The sequence below is a fragment of the Streptomyces sp. NPDC002825 genome (assembly GCF_040295385.1).
Taxonomy (GTDB): Bacteria; Actinomycetota; Actinomycetes; order Streptomycetales; family Streptomycetaceae; genus Streptomyces.
Genome location: NZ_JBEOVH010000001.1, coordinates 364,187 through 384,576 on the forward strand (window position 1 = coordinate 364,187; position 20,390 = coordinate 384,576).

At 75.5% G+C, this 20,390-nt stretch carries 15 protein-coding genes and 1 tRNA gene; 7 read left to right on the plus strand and 9 right to left on the minus strand.

The window, feature by feature from the left end:
* The first annotated feature begins 49 nt into the window (after positions 1–49).
* From tmk to ABT041_RS01735, 3 genes are all read left to right on the plus strand, one after another.
* The gene (gene tmk, locus ABT041_RS01725) at positions 50–3,304 is read left to right on the plus strand and encodes a dTMP kinase (protein ID WP_351177244.1); all 3,255 of its coding nucleotides are present in this window, start codon (positions 50–52) and stop codon (positions 3,302–3,304) included.
* Positions 3,305–3,391: 87 nt separating this feature from the next.
* Positions 3,392–4,168 carry an ABC transporter ATP-binding protein gene (locus ABT041_RS01730; protein ID WP_351177247.1) on the plus strand — a complete coding sequence of 259 codons (777 nt, stop codon included), beginning with the start codon at positions 3,392–3,394 and terminating at the stop codon, positions 4,166–4,168.
* A 170-nt stretch (positions 4,169–4,338) separates the two neighbouring features.
* Positions 4,339–6,807: an FtsX-like permease family protein gene (locus ABT041_RS01735; protein ID WP_351177250.1), complete on the plus strand. Its 2,469-nt coding sequence runs from the start codon at positions 4,339–4,341 to the stop codon at positions 6,805–6,807.
* Here the strand turns inward: ABT041_RS01735 and ABT041_RS01740 are convergent.
* Positions 6,797–7,441 carry a response regulator gene (locus ABT041_RS01740; protein ID WP_351177253.1) on the minus strand — a complete coding sequence of 215 codons (645 nt, stop codon included), beginning with the start codon at positions 7,439–7,441 and terminating at the stop codon, positions 6,797–6,799. The genes ABT041_RS01735 and ABT041_RS01740 overlap by 11 nt on opposite strands.
* Positions 7,429–8,613: a sensor histidine kinase gene (locus tag ABT041_RS01745; protein ID WP_351177256.1), complete on the minus strand. Its 1,185-nt coding sequence runs from the start codon at positions 8,611–8,613 to the stop codon at positions 7,429–7,431. The genes ABT041_RS01740 and ABT041_RS01745 overlap by 13 nt, the downstream gene beginning before the upstream one ends.
* Positions 8,614–8,774: 161 nt before the next feature.
* Here ABT041_RS01745 and ABT041_RS01750 point away from each other — a divergent pair, with 161 nt between their 5' ends.
* The 4 genes from ABT041_RS01750 (at position 8,775) to ABT041_RS01765 (ending at position 11,993) form a co-directional block, all read left to right on the plus strand.
* Positions 8,775–8,948 (plus strand): hypothetical protein, encoded by a 174-nt coding sequence (locus tag ABT041_RS01750; protein WP_351177259.1) that lies wholly within the window; start codon positions 8,775–8,777, stop codon positions 8,946–8,948.
* A gap of 77 nt (positions 8,949–9,025) precedes the next feature.
* Positions 9,026–10,228, plus strand: a complete 1,203-nt coding sequence (locus tag ABT041_RS01755; protein ID WP_351177262.1) for a DNA polymerase III subunit delta' — start codon at positions 9,026–9,028, stop codon at positions 10,226–10,228.
* Positions 10,229–10,290: 62 nt separating this feature from the next.
* Positions 10,291–11,841, plus strand: coding sequence for an alpha/beta hydrolase (locus ABT041_RS01760; RefSeq protein ID WP_351177265.1), 1,551 nt, complete (start codon positions 10,291–10,293; stop codon positions 11,839–11,841).
* Positions 11,842–11,919: 78 nt separating this feature from the next.
* A tRNA-Thr gene (locus tag ABT041_RS01765) sits at positions 11,920–11,993 on the plus strand.
* A 64-nt stretch (positions 11,994–12,057) separates the two neighbouring features.
* Here ABT041_RS01765 and ABT041_RS01770 read toward each other — a convergent pair.
* The 7 genes from ABT041_RS01770 to ABT041_RS01800 form a co-directional block, all read right to left on the minus strand.
* A complete protein-coding gene (locus ABT041_RS01770; protein ID WP_351177268.1) occupies positions 12,058–13,380 on the minus strand; it encodes an amidohydrolase in 1,323 nt (440 codons plus the stop codon).
* Between the two features lie 37 nt (positions 13,381–13,417).
* Positions 13,418–14,035: a response regulator gene (locus ABT041_RS01775; protein WP_351177271.1), complete on the minus strand. Its 618-nt coding sequence runs from the start codon at positions 14,033–14,035 to the stop codon at positions 13,418–13,420.
* Positions 14,036–14,040: 5 nt separating this feature from the next.
* Positions 14,041–15,165 carry a sensor histidine kinase gene (locus tag ABT041_RS01780; protein ID WP_351177274.1) on the minus strand — a complete coding sequence of 375 codons (1,125 nt, stop codon included), beginning with the start codon at positions 15,163–15,165 and terminating at the stop codon, positions 14,041–14,043.
* An 83-nt stretch (positions 15,166–15,248) separates the two neighbouring features.
* The gene (locus tag ABT041_RS01785; protein ID WP_351177277.1) at positions 15,249–16,064 is read right to left on the minus strand and encodes an ABC transporter permease; all 816 of its coding nucleotides are present in this window, start codon (positions 16,062–16,064) and stop codon (positions 15,249–15,251) included.
* Positions 16,061–16,981 (minus strand): ABC transporter ATP-binding protein, encoded by a 921-nt coding sequence (locus ABT041_RS01790; RefSeq protein WP_351177280.1) that lies wholly within the window; start codon positions 16,979–16,981, stop codon positions 16,061–16,063. The genes ABT041_RS01785 and ABT041_RS01790 overlap by 4 nt, the downstream gene beginning before the upstream one ends.
* 92 nt (positions 16,982–17,073) lie before the next feature.
* Positions 17,074–17,964 carry a lantibiotic dehydratase C-terminal domain-containing protein gene (locus ABT041_RS01795; protein WP_351177283.1) on the minus strand — a complete coding sequence of 297 codons (891 nt, stop codon included), beginning with the start codon at positions 17,962–17,964 and terminating at the stop codon, positions 17,074–17,076.
* Entirely contained in the window at positions 17,964–20,315 is a 2,352-nt protein-coding gene (locus ABT041_RS01800; protein WP_351177286.1) for a hypothetical protein, read from the minus strand. The genes ABT041_RS01795 and ABT041_RS01800 overlap by 1 nt, the downstream gene beginning before the upstream one ends.
* Positions 20,316–20,390: the final 75 nt, after the last annotated feature.

Below are 20,390 nucleotides of genomic sequence, written 5' to 3' on the forward strand. Positions count from 1 at the left end.
GTTCGGGCGCGGGCCGCGGGGAGCAAGGCCGTCCGGATAGGGTGGACGGATGACGCGAGCAGAGCAGCCAGACCGCCTGGGCGATTCCGACGCCGCACTCGTCGCGGATTCCCGGGAGCGCGCCGTACGCGCCCTCTTGCGCCATCAGCCGCTGCGCCGGCTGTGGAGCGCCCAGCTGGTCGGCGGCACCGGCGACGCCCTCGCCCTCCTCGTACTCGTCCTCCTGGGTCTCCAGGCGGCCGTCGCCGAGGGTGCGCTCGGGGGCGGCTACCGGGGAGCCGCGTTCGCCGTGGCGGCCGTCGTCGGCGCCCGTCTGCTCGCCTCGGTCCTCTTCGGGGCCGTCCTGCTCGGGCCGCTGACCGCGCTCACGGGGCCGTCAGGACCGCTGGACCGGCGCTGGACCATGATCGGCGCCGACGGGCTGCGGATCGCGCTGCTCGTCATCGCCCCGCTGTGGATCGACTGGGTCCCGGGCAGCGCCCTCTGGTACCTGCTCGGCACCGTCTTCGTCGCCGGTGCGGCCGAGCGCCTGTGGACCATCGGCCGTGAGGGCGCCGCGCCCGCGCTGCTGCCCGCCCCGCCGCTGGAGGGCGCCGCCGTACGGCCGCTGCCCGACCACCTCGGCGCGCTGCGCCGGCTGTCGCTGCGGACCGGCTTCCTCGCCGTCCCCGCCGCGGCCGCCGTCCTGCTCGTCGCCACCCTCGTGGGGAACCTGCTGGGTGTCGGGATCGAGTGGTTCTCGCTGCACCAGGCGGCCCTCGGCTCGTACGTCGCGGCCGGTCTGTTCGCCGCCTCCGTCACCGTCCTGTACGCGATGACGCTGCCCGGCGGGGAGACCCCCCGGCCCCGTTCGCCCCTGGAGGGCCTGCGCCGGCCGAAGACCGGCTCCGACGAGGGCAAGGGCCGCACCGGCGCCCTGCCGCTGCTCGTCCTCGCCTCCGCCACCGTCGCCGGGGCGATCGCCGCGGCCGCCTCGGTCGCGGTGCTCCACGCGTACGACCTGGGCGGCGGGCCCGTCACGTACGCCCTGCTGATCCTGGCGCTCGCGGGCGCCACCGCCGTCGGCATCCGCACCGCGGGCTCGGTCCTGCCGGTGCTGTCCCGGCGCCGGCTGCTCGCCCTGGCGACCGCCGTCACCGGCGTCGCCCTGATCGCGATGGGCCTGGTCCCGGACACGGCGACCGTGCTGTTCCTCGCCGTCCTCGCCGGGTACGCCGCGGGGGTCGCCGCGAACACCGGCCACACCCTGATCGACCAGGAGACCGAGGAGCCCCGCCGGGCCCGGACCACCGAGCACCTCCAGGCCACCGCGCGCGTCGCGATGGGCATCGGCGCGCTCGCCGCGCCGCTGCTCGCCGCCGCGATCGGGCCGCACCGGCTCGCCTCCGGGGACTTCGTCTTCGCGCACGGCGGCGCCGCCTTCACGCTCGTCCTCGTCGGCGCCCTGCTGCTTCCGGTCGCCGCGCTGGTCCTCGCGAAGACCGACGACCGCGCGGGCGTCCCGCTCCGCCGCGACCTGCGCGACGCGCTGCGCGGCTCCGACCCGGTGCAGGCGCCGTCCCCGACCGGTTTCTTCATCGCCCTGGAGGGCGGCGACGGCGCCGGGAAGTCCACGCAGGTCCAGGCGCTCGCCGAGTGGATCCGCGCCAAGGGCCACGAGGTCGTCGTCACCCGCGAGCCGGGTGCCACCCCGATCGGCAAGCGGCTCCGCTCGATCCTGCTCGACGTGTCGTCGGCGGGGCTCTCGAACCGCGCCGAGGCCCTGCTGTACGCGGCCGACCGCGCCGAACACGTCGACTCGCTGGTCCGCCCGGCCCTCGAGCGGGGCGCGATCGTCCTCTCCGACCGGTACATCGACTCGTCCGTGGCCTACCAGGGCGCGGGCCGCGACCTGTCCCCGACCGAGATCGCCCGCATCTCGCGCTGGGCCACCGACGGTCTCGTGCCGAACCTGACCGTCGTCCTCGACGTCTCCCCCGAGACCGCGCGGGAACGGTTCACCGAGGCGCCCGACCGGCTGGAGTCCGAGCCGCCGGAGTTCCACGCGCGCGTACGGGCCGGTTTCCTCGCCCTCGCCGCCGCCGACCCCAGCCGCTACCTCGTCGTCGACGCCGGCCAGGAGCCCGAGGCCGTCACCACCGTCGTACGTCACCGGCTCGACCGGATGCTGCCGCTCTCCGAGGCCGAGGTGAAGGCCGCCGAGGAGGCCCGCCGGAAGGCCGAGGAGGAGGCCCGTCGCCTCGCCGAGGAGGAGGCCGCCCGCAAGGCCGAGGAGGAGCGTCTGGAGCGCGAGCGCCAGGAGCAGCTCGCCAAGCTCCGGGCCGAGGAGGAGGAGCGCAAGCGGCGCGAGGAGGAAGAGGCGCGCCGCCTGGAGGCCGAACGGCAGGCGGAGGAGGCCCGCCGCAGGGCCGAGGAGGCCCGGATCGCGGCCGAGGAGGAGCGCAGGCGGCTGGAGGCCGAGGAGAAGGCCCGCCGGGAGGAAGAGGAGCGGCTCCGCAAGGAGGCCGAGGAGGAGGCCCGGCTGCGGGCCGAGGCCGAGGAGCGCCGCCTGGAGAAGCAGCGCAAGGCTGAGGAGGCCCTGCTCCGCGCCGAGGAGGCCCGCCGGATGGCCGAGGCCGCCGCGGCAGCGAAGGCCGCGGAGGAGGCGGCGGCCAGGGCCGCCGCGGAGAAGCTCGCCGCCGAGGCCGCCGCGAAGGCGGCGGCGGAGCGGGCGGCCGCCGAGCGCGCCGCGGCGGAGCTTGCCGCCGCGCAGCGGGCCGAGGCGGCGAAGGCGGCCCGGCAGAAGGCCGCGAAGGAGCGGGAGGCCGCGGAGCGGGCTGCCGCCGCGGAGCGCGCTGCCGCCGAGCGGGCCGCTGCGGAGCAGGCCGGAAGCGCTGCCGCTCGTACGGCCGGCGTGTCGCCCAACGAGGTCACCGTGCCGACTCCGATCGTGAAGCCGGACGCGCCGACCGTCTCGCCGGAGGAGATCACCGTGGAGACCCCGGTCGTGCGGCCCGAGGCCGAGACCGCCGTCATGCCGCAGATCCGTGACGCGCGGGACGCCGACGAGACCGCCGTGCTGCCTCCCGTGAGGGATGCCAGGGCGTCGGCCCCCGCCGATCGCGTGCCGCAGGGCATCTTCCGCGACGAGCCGCACGGCGCGAACGACCGGACCCGTGAACTGCCCCAGCTCGACGAGAACGGCCGCCCCCGCCGCCGCTCCGACTGGGCGGAGGAGACCCCGCTCGACGATCTCCCCACCCTCGCGGACGAGCTGTTCGGCCCGCACGAGGACGACGACGAGGGCCCGCGCCGCCGCCGCTGAGTCCACCCGGGGGTGGAGCTGGCTCCACCCCCGCTCCGGCAGCCTGCTCCATACCGCTGTGACCTGCGCTTTTCTAGCGTGGCCGGTATGACGACGACAGCAGTGACGGAGAACGGCCCCGCCCTCTCCCTGGACGGCGTGAGCCGTACGTACGGAGGCGGGGCGCCCGCTCTCGACGGGGTCGACCTGTCCGTGCCGCGCGGGCGGTTCCTGGCCGTGATGGGCCGGTCGGGCTCCGGCAAGTCCACCCTGCTGCGCTGCGCGGCCGGGCTCGAACGGCCGACGGCCGGGCGGGTACGGATCGGGGGCACCGACCTCGCCACCCTGAGGACCGCCGGGCTGACCCGGCTCCGGCGGGACCGGATCGGCTTCGTCTTCCAGTCGCTCAACCTCGTCTCCGCCCTCAGCGTGCGCGAGAACGTCACCCTGCCGCTGCTCCTCGCCGGCGCCCGCGAGGGCCGGGCGCTCGACGACCGCGCCCTGGCCGGTCTCGACGCCGTGGGGCTCGCCGACCGGGCCGAGGACCGGCCCGGGAGCCTCTCCGGCGGCCAGCAGCAGCGCGTGGCGATCGCCCGCGCCCTGATCAACGAGCCCGAGGTCGTCTTCGCCGACGAGCCGACCGCCGCTCTCGACCCGGTCACGGCGGCCGGCGTCCTCGCCCTGCTGCGGCGCGCGGTCGACGCGCGGGGGCGCACGGTCGTCCTCGTCACCCACGACCCGACCGCCGCGACCTGGGCGGACGAGGCCGTGTTCCTGGACCGGGGCCGGATCGCCGCCCGCCTCCACCGCCCGGACGAGGCGGGCGTACGGGAGGCGCTCGGCGGTCTCGGCGAGGCGGGGCGGCAGCTGGCGGTGGCGCGGTGAGGGCGACGAGGCGCGCCGGAAGTCCGGCGGGTCGGGCCGGGAGCCCGAAGGGTGGGGCTGGACGGCCGGCGGGTCGGGCCGGGAGGCCGTCGAGTCGCGCCGGGAGCCCGGCGGGTCGGGCCGGGAGCCCGGCGGGCGGGCTCGGCGGCGGTGGTTTCGGGAACCCCGCCGTGCGGCTGCTCGCCGCCCGGTCGCTGCGGGTCCACCGCAAGGCGTGGGCCGCCATGTTCGCGGCCGTCGCCGTCACCTCCGCGCTGCTCGGCGCCCTGGCGCTCGCGCTCGGCTCCGTCGGGCTGGGCCACGCGCGCGTGGAGCGGTACGCCGCCGCGCCCGTCGTGGTCGCCGGAGACCAGGAGGCCCGCTGGACGGTCAAGCCCTGGGGCAGCGAGCCGAAGACCGAGACGGTGGGCCTGACCGAGCGGGTACGGGTCCCCAGCGCGGCCGTCGACGTCCTGCGGGCCGTGCCCGGGGTGCTGGAAGCGGTCCCGGACCACACGTTCGTCGTACGGGAGCCGGCGGCATCCGGGGCGGACGGCACGCGCGCGTACCCCGGGCGCTCCTGGGACGCGGCCCGGCTCGCCCCCTACCGGCTGACCGACGGGCGGGAGCCCCGTCAGGCCGGGGAGGCCGTCGTGGGCGCCGGTCTCGGCGCCCACGTCGGGGACACCCTCGCCGGCCGCGAGGTCGTCGGCGTCGCCGAGGGGCCGGCCGCGCTGTACGTCACGGCGGGGGAGGCGCGACGGCTCGCCGGGCACCCCGGTGCCGTCGACGCCGTCGGTGTCCTCGGCGAACCCGGCGTGCCCGTGGACACCCTCCACGCGCGCGTACGGGCCGCCCTGGACGAGGCCGGGCTCAAGGACACCGCTGCCGGGCAGCCGCTGCGGGCCCTCACCGGAAACGGCCGGGGCGGCGCCGAGCACCTCGGTGCGCCGCCCGCGCGCGCGGAGCTCCTCCAGCTCCTGGCGGCCGTCGCCGCGAACGTCGTCCTGGTCGCCGTCCTCGTCCTCGCCTCGCTCGTCGCACAGGCCCTCCAGCAGCGCGCAGCCGAGCGGGACCTGCTCCTCGCCGTCGGTGCGACGCCCCGTCAGGTGCGGGGCGCGGCGGGCCGGGAGGTGACCCGGGTGGCGGGTGCGGCGGCGCTGCTCGGCGCGCTCGCGTCCGGACCGGTGTTCCTGGCGCTGTGGTCGGCGCTGCGGGCCCGTGGCGGAGTCGTGCCGGAGGGCCTCGAACTTCCGGCCCCGGCCTGGCTGTTCGCCGGCGTGCTCGCCGTCGCAGCCCTCGTGGTGGGCATCGCCCGGCTCGTGGTCCCCTTCGCGGCCCGGCGGCCGCGACGTCCGGGGAAGGGCGGCGCCCGCCGCGTCACCGGGATCGTGCTGCTCGTGCTCGGCGCGGGCTCGGCCGGTACGGCCACGCTCCAGGGCGGCGACGCGGCCGCCGCCGCTGCCGGGGCGGCCACGGTGACGCTCGTCGCCGGCTGCGCGCTGCTCGGGCCGTGGATCGCGGGGGCCGCCATGACGGTCCTGGACCGGCCGTTCCGGCGGTTCGGCGGTGCGCCCGGGCGGCTCACGGCCGCGGGGGCCGCCGCGCACTCGCGCCGGCTCGGCGCGGCGCTCGTCCCCGTCGTCCTCGTCACCGCGTTCGCGGTGGTGCAGCTTTCGGCGGGCGCCACCATGGAGCGGGCGGCGGCCGCGCAGGCGCGGACCGCGACCGGCGCCGACCTGGCGTTCTCCGGGACGACGGCCGAGCGGGTACGCAGGCTCCCGGGGGTGGAGTCGGCCACGGACGTGCTGCGTTCCTCCGTGGTCCTGGCCCGCACGGAGGCGGGCTCGCCGCGCCTCGACCGGCTTCCGGTCCTCGGCGTGGACGCCGGCGGGCTCACGGGCACGCTCGACCCGGGCGTCGTCTCCGGCGACCTGTCCGGACTCGGCCGGGCCGGCACGGTCGCGGTGGGCGCCGACACGGCGGAGTCCCTTGAGGTGAAGCCCGGTTCGGCGGTGGAGCTGCGGCTCGGCGACGGGACGCCGAAGCGCCTGCGGGTGGTCGCGGTGTACGAACGCTCGCTGGCCCTCGGGGAGTTCCTGCTGCCGAAGGCCGAACTGGCCCCGCACATGAGCGACCCGTACCCCGCGCGCGTACTGGCGGCGGGTGTGCGCGGGACCTCGCCGGTCGCCCCCGACGCGGGTGTGCGCGGGACCTCGCCGGTCGCCCCCGACGCGGGTGTGCGCGGAACCTCGCCGGTCGCCCCCGAGGTGGTGGCGCCTCCCGGGGCCGAGCTGAACTCGCTCGTCTCCGGCGGCATCGTCGCCGCGATCGGCGGACTCACCCTCCTCTCCGTCCTGAGCACCCTCGCCCTGATCGGCGCCGGGCGGCGCGGCGAGCTGGAACTCCTGCGCCAGGTGGGCGCGTCGGGGAACCAGCTGCGCCGGATGCTCGGCCTGGAGGCGGGGTTCCTGACCGCGACGGGCCTCCTCGTCGGGCTCGTGGTGGGCGCGCTGCCGCTGACCGCGTTCGCCTGGGCGCTCACCGGCGGCCTGCCGTACCTGCCGCCCGCTCAGGCCGGCACGATCGCGGGCGTCGTGCTCGTCACGGTGGTGGCGGGGGTGTTCCTGCCGGTGGCCCGGAAGGGTTTCAGGCGTTGAGGTAGGCCAGGACCGCGAGGACCCGGCGGTGGCCGCCGCTGTCGGTCGGCGGCAGGCCGAGCTTCAGGAAGACGTTCCCGATGTGCTTGTGCACGGCCCGCTCGGTGATCACCATCGAGCGGGCGATCGTGCCGTTGTCGTGGCCCTGGGCCATCAGCTCCAGGGCCTCCCGCTCGCGGGGCGTGAGGGAGTCCAGCGGGTCGTCGCGGCGGCGGGCCATCAGTTCGGTGACGACCTCCGGGTCCAGGGCCGTACCGCCGGAGGCGACCCGTTCCAGGGCGTCCAGGAACTCGTCCACCCGCCCCACCCGGTCCTTCAGGAGGTAGCCGACGCCCCGCGCGCCGCCGCCGAGGAGCTCCGCCGCGTACGTCTCCTCCACGTACTGCGAGAGCACGAGCACCGGAAGGTCCGGCAGCCGTTCACGGGCCGCGAGCGCGGCCCGCAGGCCCTCGTCGCGGAAGCCGGGCGGCAGCCGCACGTCGAGGACGGCCACGTCCGGGCGGTGTTCCAGGAGCAGCGGCAGGATCTCGGGGCCGGTGGCCGCGACGCCGGCGACCTCGTGTCCCGACGAGGTCAGCAGCAGCACCAGGCCCTCCCTCAGGAGGGCGTTGTCCTCGGCGATCACCACACGCACGGAAGCTCCACTTCGATCACGGTCGGGCCCCCCTCGGGGCTGGTCAGTCGTACGGTGCCGTCGAGCGCGGCGACCCGCCGCCGCATGCCCGTCAGGCCGGAGCCGGCGCTCTCGCCGGCCTCCGCCCCGCCGCGGCCCTCGTCCCGCACGCGCACGCGGAGGGCGGCCGGTTCACGGCTGAGGGAGACGGAGGCGCGGGCGGCGCCGCTGTGCTTGGCGGCGTTGGTGAGGGCCTCGGCGACCACGAAGTACGCGGCGGCCTCCACGGCGGCCGGGGCCCGGGGGCCGTCCTGCGCATGGTCGCCGAGACCGGTCACGGAGACCTCCGTCTCCAGTCCGCCGCTCGCGGCGAGGGCCCGGACGGCTCCGGTGAGGCCGCGGTCGGTGAGGATCGGCGGATGGATGCCGCGCACCACGTGCCGCAGCTCGGCCAGCGCCTCCTCGGCCTGCGTCTGGGCGTCGTCGAGGAGCTTCCGCGCGGTCACGGGATCGGAGTCGTACGCACGCCGGGCGAGACCGATCCGCATGGACAGCGCCACCAGACGGGCCTGCGCGCCGTCGTGCAGGTCGCGCTCGATCCGGCGCAGCTCGGCGCCGTGCGCGGCGATCGCGCCCGCCCGGGTGGCCGTGAGCTGCTCGATCCGGGCGGCGAGGGCGGCGTCCCGGGCCGCCGACGGGACCGGCGTGAGCAGCGTCCGCGACCAGTCGGCCGTCAGTCCGGCGAGCCGGCCGATCAGCGGGAGGAGCACCGGTCGGCGCCCCGCGAGGCCGGTCCAGACGCCGTCGACCAGGAGCGCGGGCACCGCGAGGACCAGCGAGAGGTACCAGAGGACCAGGCCGTACAGCAGCTGCGCGGCGGCCCAGAGCAGATCGTGCCGGGTGCCCGGGTCGGTGACCCCGGTCCGTACGCGCACGGGGAGGGGGCCTTCGAGCGGCAGGTACGCCTCCGGGACGGGCGTCCCGGTCCACGCGGCCGTACGACGGCGCTCCCAGCCGGCGAGGCGGCGCAGCAGCAGCACGCTCTCGGGGAGCACTCCGGCGCCGATGACGGTGAGGGTGAGGCAGGCGGTGAAGAGGGCGACGCCCGCCATCAGGTAGCAGAGGAGGGAGATCGCGGCCCCGATCGTGAGATGGCGCCACGCCTGGGCCGCTTCCTTGATCGCCTCGCGCATGGAGCCAGACTAGGCGGCGGTCGCGGGGGAGGCGGTGGAGCGGGCTACACCTTCGCTCCGGGGGCGGGCTCCGCTGTGCGCGGGCCCGGTGGAGACGAGCATCGAAGAGTGCTCGGGAACGACCCGAGAGCCCACCGACTCCCACTTCACGGAGGCATCACATGCGCGCCCTTCTCTGGCTGCTGCTCGCCGCGAGCGTCCTGGCCAACGTCTTCATCAGCACCTTCGCCGGCTGGACCGGAGCCCTCCAGATCGTGGGCAGCGTCTGCACCGGGGCCGTCCTGCTGGGCTCGGCGGCCGGGCTGTGGCTGACCCGGCCGCGCAGCGGGGCCTGAGCGGGTTTTCCACAGGCCTGCGGGGGGTTGTCGGAGGGCTGCCCCACAATGGAGGACGTACCTGAGGAGGGGCAGACATGGCCGTATGGGACGACCTGGTCGGACAGACCCGGGTCGAGGAGCAGCTCGCCGCCGCCGCGCGTGACGCCGACGCGTTCGTGACCGCCCACGCCGCCGGCGAGCCGGAACCCGAGGCCTCCAAGATGACCCACGCCTGGCTGTTCACCGGTCCTCCCGGTTCCGGCCGTGCGACGGCGGCGCGGGCCTTCGCCGCCGCGCTGCAGTGCGTGAGCCCCGACCGGGCGCTCGGCGGGGCCCCGGGCTGCGGCTTCTGCGACGGCTGCCACACGACCCTCGTCGGCACGCACGCGGACGTCGAGATCGTCCGTACGGACCTGCTGTCCATCGGTGTGAAGGAGACCCGCGACCTCGTCCGGCGCGCCCAGCTGTCCCCGGCGGGCGGCCGCTGGCAGGTCATCGTCCTGGAGGACGCCGACCGGCTCACCGAGGGCGCGGGGAACGTGCTCCTGAAGGCCGTCGAGGAGCCCGCGCCGCGCACGGTGTGGCTGCTGTGCGCGCCCTCCCTGGAGGACGTGCTGCCCACGATCCGCTCCCGCTGCCGCCACCTGACGCTGCGCACCCCGCCGGTGGAGGCCGTCGCCGACGTGCTCGTGCGGCGCGACGGCATCGAGCCGGAGGTGGCGCAGGCCGCCGCCCGCGCGACCCAGGGGCACATCGACCGCGCCCGGCGGCTCGCCACCGACGAGCGGGCCCGCGCGCGCCGGTCCGTCGTCCTGAAGCTGCCGCTGCGGGTCGAGGACGTCGGCGGCTGCCTCAGAGCCGCGCAGGAGCTGGTCGACGCGGCCGCGGAGGACGCGAAGCAGGTCGCGGAGGAGATCGACGTCAAGGAGACCGAGGAGCTGAAGGCGGCCCTCGGCGCGGCGCAGGGCGGGCGGATGCCGCGCGGCACGGCCGGGGCGATGAAGGAGCTGGAGGACCGGCAGAAGCGGCGCAGGACCCGGACGCAGCGCGACAGCCTGGACCTCGCGCTCACCGACCTGACGGGCTTCTACCGTGACGTGCTGGCCCTCCAGCTGCGCTCCCGCTCGGCCCTGGCGAACACGGACGTGCGGGACGCCCTGGAGCGGGTCGCCCGCGACAGCACCCCGGAGCGGACCCTCCGCCGGATCGAGGCGGTCCTCGCCTGCCGCGAGGCCCTCGACCGGAACGTGGCGCCGCTGCTCGCGGTGGAGGCGATGACGATGGCGCTGCGGGGCTGAGCCCGGTGGGCGGGCTCCGGGCGATTGGACACGGTCCGTACCGGGCCGGATACGCTCCGGGGATGGATTCCAGGCGCTTGCTCCGTACCTCCGCCACGGCCCTCGCGGCAGCCGGGCTGATCCTTTCCGGCTGCTCGGGAGGGAGCGACGCCGCCGCGCCGCGGAAGGCCGCGCCGGCGCCCTCGTCGCCGTCCCAGTCGCCGCAGCTGAAGAAGTTCTACGCGCAGAAGCTCAAGTGGAGCGACTGCGGCGTCGACGGCTTCCAGTGCGCCACCCTGCGCGCCCCGCTCGACTACGCGAAGCCGGACGGGGAGGAGGTCAAGCTCGCGGTCTCCCGGATCCGGGCCACCGGCCCGGGCAAGCGGCTCGGCTCGCTCCTGGTCAATCCGGGCGGCCCCGGCGGCTCGGCCGTCGGCTACCTCCAGGGGTACGCCGGCATCGGCTACCCGGCGCCGGTCCGTGCCCGCTACGACATGGTGGCCGTCGACCCCCGGGGCGTGGCCCGCAGCGAGCCCGTCGAGTGTCTGACGGGACCGCAGATGGACGCGTACACGCAGGTCGACCAGACCCCCGACGACATGGCGGAGACCAACGCGCTGAGCGCGGCGTTCAAGGACTTCGCGGCGGGCTGCGCGAAGAAGTCGGGGCAGGTCCTGGCGCATGTCTCCACCGTGGAGACGGCCCGCGACATGGACATCCTGCGGGCGGTCCTCGGAGACGCGAAGCTCAGCTATGTGGGGGCCTCGTACGGCACCTTCCTCGGCGCCACCTACGCCGAGCTGTTCCCCGACCGGGTCGGCCGGCTCGTCCTCGACGGCGCGATGGACCCGTCGCTCTCGGCGCTCGACCTCAACCGGGACCAGACCGGCGGCTTCGAGACCGCGTTCAAGGCCTTCGCCGCCGACTGCGTCCGCTCGTCGGACTGCCCGCTGGGCACCGGGTCCGTGGCCGCCGCCGGGGAGGCGATGAAGAAGTTCTTCCGCGACGTGGACGCCAAGCCGGTGCCGACGGGCGAGAGCCGCGAGCTGGGCGAGTCCCTCGCCACCACCGGGGTGATCGCCGCCATGTACGACGAGGGCGCCTGGCCCCAGCTCCGCGAGGCGCTCACCCGGGCGAAGGGCGGCGACGGCTCGGGCCTCCTCACCCTGGCCGACAGCTACTACGAGCGCGAGGCGGACGGCACGTACGCCAACCTCATGTCCGCCAACGCCGCCGTGAACTGCCTGGACCTCCCGCCCGCCTTCGCCGGGCCCGCGGACACCGCGAAGGCCGTCCCCTCCTTCGAGAAGGCCTCCCCGGTCTTCGGCGCGGGCCTCGCCTGGGCCGCCCTCAACTGCACCTACTGGCCCAGCCCGCCCACCGGCCGCCCGCACCGCATCACCGCGGAGGGCGCCGCCCCGATCCTCGTCGTCGGCACCACCCGCGACCCGGCCACCCCGTACCACTGGGCCCGGTCCCTCGCCGAGCAGCTCTCCTCCGGCACCCTCCTGACCTACGAGGGCGACGGACACACCGCGTACGGCCGGGGCAGCGACTGCATCGACACCGCGATCAACACCTACCTCCTCGAAGGCACTCCTCCGGCGGACGGAAAGCGCTGCTCGCAGGCCTGATCCGGGGGTGGTCGGAGCACCTCCGGAAACTGTGTAGACTTGGCGACGCTGCTGCACCACGATGTGTCTGCACAGCCTGCCGCCTTAGCTCAGTTGGCCAGAGCAACGCACTCGTAATGCGTAGGTCTCGGGTTCGAATCCCGAAGGCGGCTCAGAGAAAGGCCAGGTCAGATATTAGCTGACCTGGCCTTTTCTGTTGCTCGGGGACCCGACGGGCTATCCGGCATGCTGGTGCTCTGTGTGCCTGCCTCGACGCCGGTCGAGGCAGGCCAGCGCGGCCGCGACCGCTGCGCCGATGCCGTGGCGGAGGGTGGCCTCGGGGGACGGGGCGAAGCCGGGCGTGTGGTTGGCCGGGAGCGCGGCGGTCTTCTCCTGCGGGGTACGGCCGGGCGCCGCGCGCCAGGCGGTCGCGCCGGTCGAGCCGAGGAACCAGTACACCGTGCCCACCCCGTCCGCGGCGAACAGGCCGAAGTCCTCGCTCGCCAGCATCGCCGGTGTGGTCAGCACCCTCCGGTCGCCCAGCAGTGCGGTGTGCGCGGCGCGGACCCGGGCCGCCGGGGCAGGGGCGTTGACGGTGACGGGCGCGGTCGGCCCGACCGTGATCAGCGGCTCCTGGGGGCAGCCGGCCGCCGCGCACTCGCCCCGGACGACCCGGCGCACGGCGGCGATCGCCCGGTCGAGCTGGGCGTCGTCGTAGCAGCGGATGCTGATGCCGAGTTCGGCGGTGTCGGGCACGACATTGGGTGCCGTGCCCGCGTGCAGGGTTCCGACGGTCACGACGAGCGGCTCGAAGGGGTTGTTCTCGCGGGAGACGACCGTCTGGATCCGTTGGACGACGCCGGCGGCGACGACGACCGGGTCGACGGTGAGGTGGGGTGTGGCGCCGTGCCCGCCCCGGCCGCGGACGACGACGTTCACCAGGGCGGTGGCGGAGGTCAGCGGGCCGGGGCCGTGTGCCACGACTCCGCAGGGCAACGGGGCGACGTGCTGGGCGAGGACGACGTCGGGGCGGCCGAAGCGCTCGTACAGACCCTCGTCGAGCATGGCGCGCGCCCCGGTCAGGGTCTCCTCGGCGGGCTGGCCGATGACCATGAGCGTGCCCGACCAGGCCCCGGGCCGGGCGGCGAGCCAGTCCACCGCGCCGACGACGCAGGCCAGGTGGGCGTCGTGGCCGCAGGCATGCATGACGCCGGGGACACGGGACGCGTACGGCAGCCCGGTCGCCTCGGTCACGGGCAGGGCGTCGAGCTCGGCGCGCAGGGCCACGACGGGGCCCGGCCCGTTGCGCAGCAGACCCACGACGCCGTGGCCGCCGATCCCGGTGGCGGTCTCGCAGCCGGCCTCCTTGAGGCGGGCGGCGAACAGCGCGGCGGTGCCCGCCTCCTGGCCGGACGGTTCGGGCGCGGCGTGCAGCGTCTCGTAGAGCGTGAGCGCTGCGGGCAGGACGTCCCGGACGCTGTCCGCCACCTCCGCCATGCGCGCCGTCAGCTCGTCGTCCCCCACGGACTCCCCCACGAATCCCTTCACGAACTCCCCCATGAAGTACCCCGTTTTCTCGTGTCCCCACGGCCGGCCGCTAGAGCCAGCCCGTCTCCTTCGCCCGGCGATGGGCGGCGAGCTTGTTGTCCGCGCCGAGCTTGGTCAGGACGGACGACATGTAGTTGCGTACGGTGCCCTCGGCGAGGTGCAGCCGGGCGGCGATACGGCCGTTGGACAGGCCTTCGCCGGCCAGCCGGAGGACCTCGCGCTCCCGGGTGGTCAGCGGATTGCCGCCCAGGGTGAGAGCGTCCGTGGCGATGTCCGGGTCGATGTGGCGGCCGCCCCCGTGGACCGTGCGGATCACCTCGGCGATCCGCGCGGCCGGGGTGTTCTTGGTGACGAAGCCGCGGACGCCGAACGCCAGCGCCTGCTGCAGGTGTCCTGGCCGGCCGTGGCTGGTGAGGACCACGATCCCGCAGGCGGCGCCGCTGTCCCGGATCGCCTCAGCCGCGGCCAGGCCGTCCATGACCGGCATGTCGAGGTCGAGGAGGGCCACGTCGACACCGCCCGCGCGGACGGCCTCGACGGCGCCCGTGCCGTCCGCGGCGGTGGCCACGACCTCCAGGTCGTCGTGGGCGGAGAGCAGCACGGTCAGCGAGTCGCGGATGAACGCCTCGTTGTCGGCGACGGCGATGCGGATGGTCGTGTCGGTCACCTGTGTCACCTCTGCGCGGGAGTCGAGTCGAGCGGGGCGTGGGCCAGGAGGCGGAAGCCGCCGTTGCCGTCGGGGCCGGCGGTGAGCTCGCCGGCCACACCCGCGAGCCGTTCCCGCAGCCCGCGCAGGCCGTTGCCGGGCGCCATGACCCGGTCACCGGCCCGGTCGTTGACGATCTCGACGAGCAACCGGCCGTCGTCGACCCGCAGCTTGATCCGGCACTCGGTCGCCGTGCTGTGCCGCAGCACATTGGTCACGCCCTCGCGCACCACCCAGCCGACGGCCTCCTGTACGGCCTGCGGGATGCCCGGCGGCACCTGGTCGGCGCGACAGCTGATGCCGGCGGAGCCGAGCACCGAGCACACGCCCTCGAGTTCGGACCGAAGGGACGGCTGGCGGTAGCCGTGCACCAGGGAGCGCAGATCGGACACGGAGGCCCGGGAGACGCCCAGGGCCTCCTCGATCTCCGTGCGTGCCCGGTCGGGGTCGGTCCGCTGGAGCAGCAGGGCGACCTCCAGCTTCATGCCGACGACGGACAGGCCGTGGCCGAGTACGTCGTGCAGGTCGCGGGCGAAGCGCAGCCGCTCCTCGAGGACGGCCATGCGGGCGAGTTCGGCCCGGTTGTCGTGGATCTCGCGGGCGAACGGCGGCAGCAGCCCCAGCGCGCCGATGACCACGACGGTGACCGCGCTGCGCACGACCACGTCGACGAGCAGATCGGCCGGCATGCCGAGCAGCAGGCAGGACAGGGCGGTGCCGAGCAGGATGAGCAGCGCCGCCCACACCGAGCGGCGGGCGCCGAGCGAGACGACGGCCGCGCCCGCGGCGAGGGACGGCAGGGCACCCCAGGAGCCGCCGAGCAGGAGCAGCATCGCGAAGGCGACGCTGGTGCACAGGGCCACGTCCACCAGGTGCCGGTCACGGTCGGTGCCGCGGGCGACGACGTCGTAGACCATGCGGGAGAAGGTGACCGCGAAGGCGAGCATGCCCACGGCGGCCAGGCAGACCTGGCCGAGCGACGGGCGGTGCCGCAGCCACAGCAGCAGGCCCTCGGCGAGGAAGACCGCGGCGGTCAGCAGGATGAGCCAGGCGACCGTGCGGGCCACCGCGGCGGGAGTCCGTACACCCATCCGCCGTCCCCCTCCTCTTGCCGCCACTGTCTTCCGACCCTATCCGGCGCCCGGTCCGGCGCCGCGGCCCAGCCCGAGCCGCCTCAGCCCGACCTGCGGGGATCCCAGCGGAAGAACCGCTTCCCCATGGAGAACGACAGGCCGGCCCACGCGCACAGGATGCCCACCGGCTGGGCGCACGCCCGGAAGGACTCGACGAAGCCGACGGTCGCCGGGACGCCCGCGGCCGTGGGGTCGCTGGCGAAGTCGCGGCCGAGCCAGGCGGTACGGACGATCTCCACGACCGGGCTGGAGGGCAGGTACGGCGCCACGTGCTGGGCCCAGCCGGGCAGTTCCGTGACCGGCATGGCGATCCCGGAGGTCATCATCAGCACCAGGATCACCGGCGTGACGAGCCAGGTGGACACCTCGCCGGACGGCAGCAGCCCCGACAGGCCGATGGCGAGCAGCGAGAACGCGACGGCGCCGAGCACGATGCCGACGAGCAGCAGCAGCGGGTTGCCCGGGAAGGGCGCCTCGATCACGGTGAGGCCCACGGTGACCAGGATCCCCACCTGGATCAGGCTGGTGACGCTGCCGCTGGCCGCCTCACCGGTGAGGATCGCCGTGTCGGGCAGCGGCGTGCCGCGCAGCCGCTTGTAGACGAGGCGGTCGCGTCGGGACGCGGCCGAGTTGATGACGTTGTAGACGATCCAGAGCAGCACGAAGGCGACGAAGCCGGGGAGCAGGTAGACGCCGGTGTCGTAGCCGGCGATGCGGCCCTCGCCGTGCCGGCTGATCGCGTACGCCAGACTCAGTCCGAGCGGCAGCAGCGCACCGGTCAGGGCGAAGCCCAGGTCGCGCCAGTAGACCCGCTGAGAGAGCAGGAACTGCGAGTACGTGTAGCGGAGCCAGCTCATGCCCGGCCCTTTCCGGTCGCGGCGACGTCGAGGAAGACGTCCTCCAGGGATGCCGTGCGCACGTCGATCCCGCGCAGGCGTACGGCGTTGTCGTCGGCCCAGCGCAGCAGCGCCGCCAGCACCTGCTGCGGGTCCGCGGTGACGAGCGTGACCCGGCCGTCGGCCTCGCGCACCTCGGCGCCGGGGAACGGCGGCAGCGTGCGCGCTCCGACCTTGTCGTCGGCGGACACCGAGATCCGGGTGCCGGCCTCCTGCGCGAGCACCTCGCGGACCGTGCCGTGCCGCACGATGCGCCCGCGGTCCATGATGGCGACCCGGTCCGCGAGGAACTCGGCCTCCTCCATGTAGTGCGTGGTGAGCAGCATGGTCATGCCCTCGGCGACCATCCCCTTGAGGAAGCGCCAGGTCTCGCGGCGTGACTCGGGGTCGAGCCCGGTCGTCGGCTCGTCGAGGAAGAGCAGCTCCGGACGGCCGAGCACGGCGAGCGTCAGGTCCAGCCGCCGCCGCTCGCCGCCGGACAGCCGCCCCACCCGGGTGCGGGCCCGGTCCTCCAGGGCGACGAGCCGCAGCGCCTCCTCGACGGACACGGCGTTCGGGGTGAACCGGCGCCAGGCGCGCACCGTCTCGGCGACTGTCAGTTCGCCGAAGAAGCCGCCCTCCTGGAGCATGATCCCGACGCGCGGCGCGATCCGGGCGCGGTGCGTGGCCGGATCCTGCCCGAAGACGGCGACACTGCCCGACGTCGGCCGCAGATATCCCTCGAGCACGTCGAGCGTGGTGGTCTTGCCGGCACCGTTGGTGCCGAGCAGCGCGACGACCTCGCCGCGGCGCACGTCGAACGAGATGCCGGCGACGGCGCTCTTGGCGCCGTAGTCGAGCCGCAGGTCGGCGACCTGGATCACGGGTTCGGTGTTCATGGTTCGACCCTAGGAAGGAGGAGGGTGAGGGCAGTAGGGAGCGATCTCACGAGCTTCGGGTGCGTTCCGCACGGGTCCGTGCATGACATTCGTCATGCACCGGCAGTCGGTACGGGCGCGGCCAGCCGGTCCAGCCACAGCAGCCGGGCGATCTGCATCTCCTCGCCCGGCACGGCCCCGAGCCGGTTGTTCATCAGATGGATGTGGTGGAAGGCGGTCAGATAGTCGGGGCGTGCCAGGCCCGCCTCGTGCACGATCTGCCAGAAGCCGTCCGCGTACGCGGTGAGTTCGGGTCCGAGAACCGGATCGGCGAGCACCTGCGCGACCTTGGCCCGCAGGATCGCGGCGCGCCGGTGCGCCGCCGGGTCGTCGTGGGCGAGCCGGGGCAGCGGACGGCCCGGCGGGGCGTCGCGCAGACCGCGCCCCGACCAGTACCACGCGTACTGGTGCAGGAATGCGGTGCGCTCGCCCTCGGGCAGCCGGGACACGACCAGCCAGGTGTGGGCGGCGGCGATCGCCGTGCGGGCCGCCCGGTGGCGCGGGCCGGAGCAGCGCAGCGCCGTCTCGCTGCCGCGCCGCATGAGTCGCTCGGCCAGGGCCACACCGGCCGGCCCCCCGAACTTGTCGAACTCCGGCTCGTACAGCCGTTTGACGGCCGCACGGCGCGCGGGGAACGGACCGGGAGGGGGAGCGGGTACGGGTGCGGCGCCGGACGCGAGCCGGTCGAGCGCCGTGTCGAAGGCGGGGTCGAGGACGCGCTCGTACGCCGCCAGCCGCTCGGGGGTGCCGCGCAGCCGCAGCCGCAGCTGGAGGCCGACCAGGTCGACGTACTGCAGGAAGAACCAGTGCAGTTCGGGGTCGTCGGCGGTGAACTCCCCCACGGCGGGGGCCACAACCTCCTCGACCAGGTGGCGGATCTCGGGGATGCTCGCGACGTAGACGCGGTAGTAGAGCCAGTCGGTCCGGTCGTGCCGATCGGTCATCACGTGTCCTGAAGAGGGGCGGCCTGGCGCAGCAGGGCGATGTATTCGGTGGCGCGAGGTCCTCCGTCGGCTCCGGGCGCCGTGGGGTGCTGCCGGCGGGCGGGGAGGGCCTCGGTGAGGCGGACGGCCGTGGTGGTGGAGTCGATCCGGCGGAACGCGGACCAGACGGAGTGCGGGTGGGCGAAGCCGACCCACTGGGGCTTGTGGTGCTGTCCGGGGGAGACCTGGGTGAGGAACACCTCCTCGGGCAGCTCCTGTTCGCGGCGCCAGCGCTCCGCGGCCACGAGGAAGTCCACGGGCGGCTGCCGCCGGTCCGGCACGGGCACCCGGTCGGGCGGGAACTCCCAGGTGGCGCGGCGCAGCACGATCCCTCCCCGCTGGAGCCGCGGCTGGCAGCCGCTGCCGTCGCCGGCCGCGGCCGGCCCGGCCAGCGTCCACGGGTCGCTGAGGGTGGCCAGGAGTCGGTCGACGCCGTGCAAAGACCGGGGCGGTACGGCGCCGAGGTAGGCGAAGGCCGCGGGGTGCCCGTCCGGCGCGGTGGCCTGGAGGGTGCCGGTGGCCGGGTCGTGGGCGAGGGCGAAGCCGCGTAGATCCTGTGCGTCGCGGCCGTGTTCGGCCAGTTCGGGGCCCCAGCCAACGCGCTGCGGACCGCGCACGGCGGGCCGCTGGAACTCGATCCAGTCGGCGTGCGCCGACAGCTGGTACACCCGGCAGCCGGGGTGCAGGGCGCCCGTCCACTCGGTGATCGCCGTGTCGATCCGGTCGTGCAGCGAGGGGATCGCGGCCCAGCGCGCGACCATCCCGCTGAAGCCGCTGTGGACCCGGTTCACCACGAGCAGATCGTCCGCGGTCTGGAAGAACACCGTCTGCGCGGGCGCCGCCAGCGTGCCGTGCCCGTGAGGTGTCCGGGGGGCCGGGGCGACCTGCTCGCGGGTGCCGGTCGTCGTGGACCGGAACGGGTCGGCGGTGAGGAAGTCGTAGCAGAAGCCGAGCAGGTCATGGCTGCCGCCGGCGCCGTACCGCCGTACGAACTCCGCGACCATCCGGTCGTAGAGCGCCGACCTGCGCACCCAGCCGTGTAGTCCGGCACCCAGCTCGCGCAGCCGTTCCCGTGCGTGCGGGCCGAGCGGCGCGCCGTCCTCCGGTCCGTGGGCGACGGCCTCGTGCAGCAGGCCGGCCGACGGCAGCCAGTCCGGCGGGCGGCGGCGCAGGGCGGCGTAGGCGTCGACCAGGGCGGTGCGGGCCCGCACGGTCGCCGCCGCCCGCTCGGCCGAGCCCGTGTCCGGACCGAGGCACGCCTCGGCGTCCGCGAGGACCCGTACGGCGTCGGCGACCAGGTCCCGGACGGGGCCGGCCGACTCGGCGAGCGCGGTGAAGTGCCGCCCGTCCGGCAGCGCCCAGGGCGTCACCGGCAGCAACAGTCCCATGGCGACGAGCCGGGCGATCTCCTCCGGGCCCGTGCCGAGGAGCCGGGCAGCCTCCTCCGGTGACACGGGTCCGGCCGGCAGGTCCGACCACAACCGCCGGGCCGCCGACACGTCGGTGATCTCGTCCTCGCGCAGGAACACGCCTCCCGCGTGGCAGTACAGGGGCAGCGCGGCGCGGCCGTCCCGGACACCGGGATGCGGCAGCAGCCGGATCCGGTCCGGGGCACCGGGCGCGGCGGCCCAGGTGTGCAACAGGTGCAGGGCGGCGGCCCGGGAGGAGGAGACCGCGTGGCGGGCACCGGAATCGCCGGTCCCGTCGACCCCGACGGTGGTGAGGGTGCCGAAGGGGCTGGGTTTCAGCGCCGTACGGGTCAGATAGGCCGTCGCCGTACGGGCGAGCCGGGAGTCCCACGAAGGCGCGCCGTCCTCGGGGTGCTTCAGCAGCTCCCGGGTGAAGTCGGGGCTGGCCAGGGCCAAGCCCCGGGCCACCGACGGCGTGCGCAGCGCGCCGAGCAGGGCTCGCCCGGCGGCCTCCAGTTCGGGCCCGGACGCCTCGCGGGCCTCCCGCAGCGCCGTCTCGCCGACCGTCAGCGCGTCCTGCCAGTCGGCGAGCAGCCGCGCCGGCTCCGCGTCGAGCAGCCCTGTGACGAGGCCGGCCGCCGTCCGCGTGCCCGGGCCCGTCCGCAGGTTGTGGACGTCCCGGCGCAGCCGCAGCACGGTCCGGCGGGTCCGGCCGTCCAGGTCGGGCCGGGGCACCAGGGCGTGCAGCGCGTCGCCGAGGGGTTCGGCGAGCCGCCGGGCCCGCTCCTGGGCGTCGAGCGCCCGCCGTACGCCCGTGACGGTCCCCTCGGCCCGCAGCGCGTCCACGGCGGCGGCGGGCAGCCCGCAGACACGGGACACGATCAGGGGCGCGATCTCCGTCACCGGTGGGATTCCTCTCGTCAGGGCCGTTGTGTGTGGTCCGGCCGGTGTGTGTGCGGCCGACGTCCGTTCGGCCGG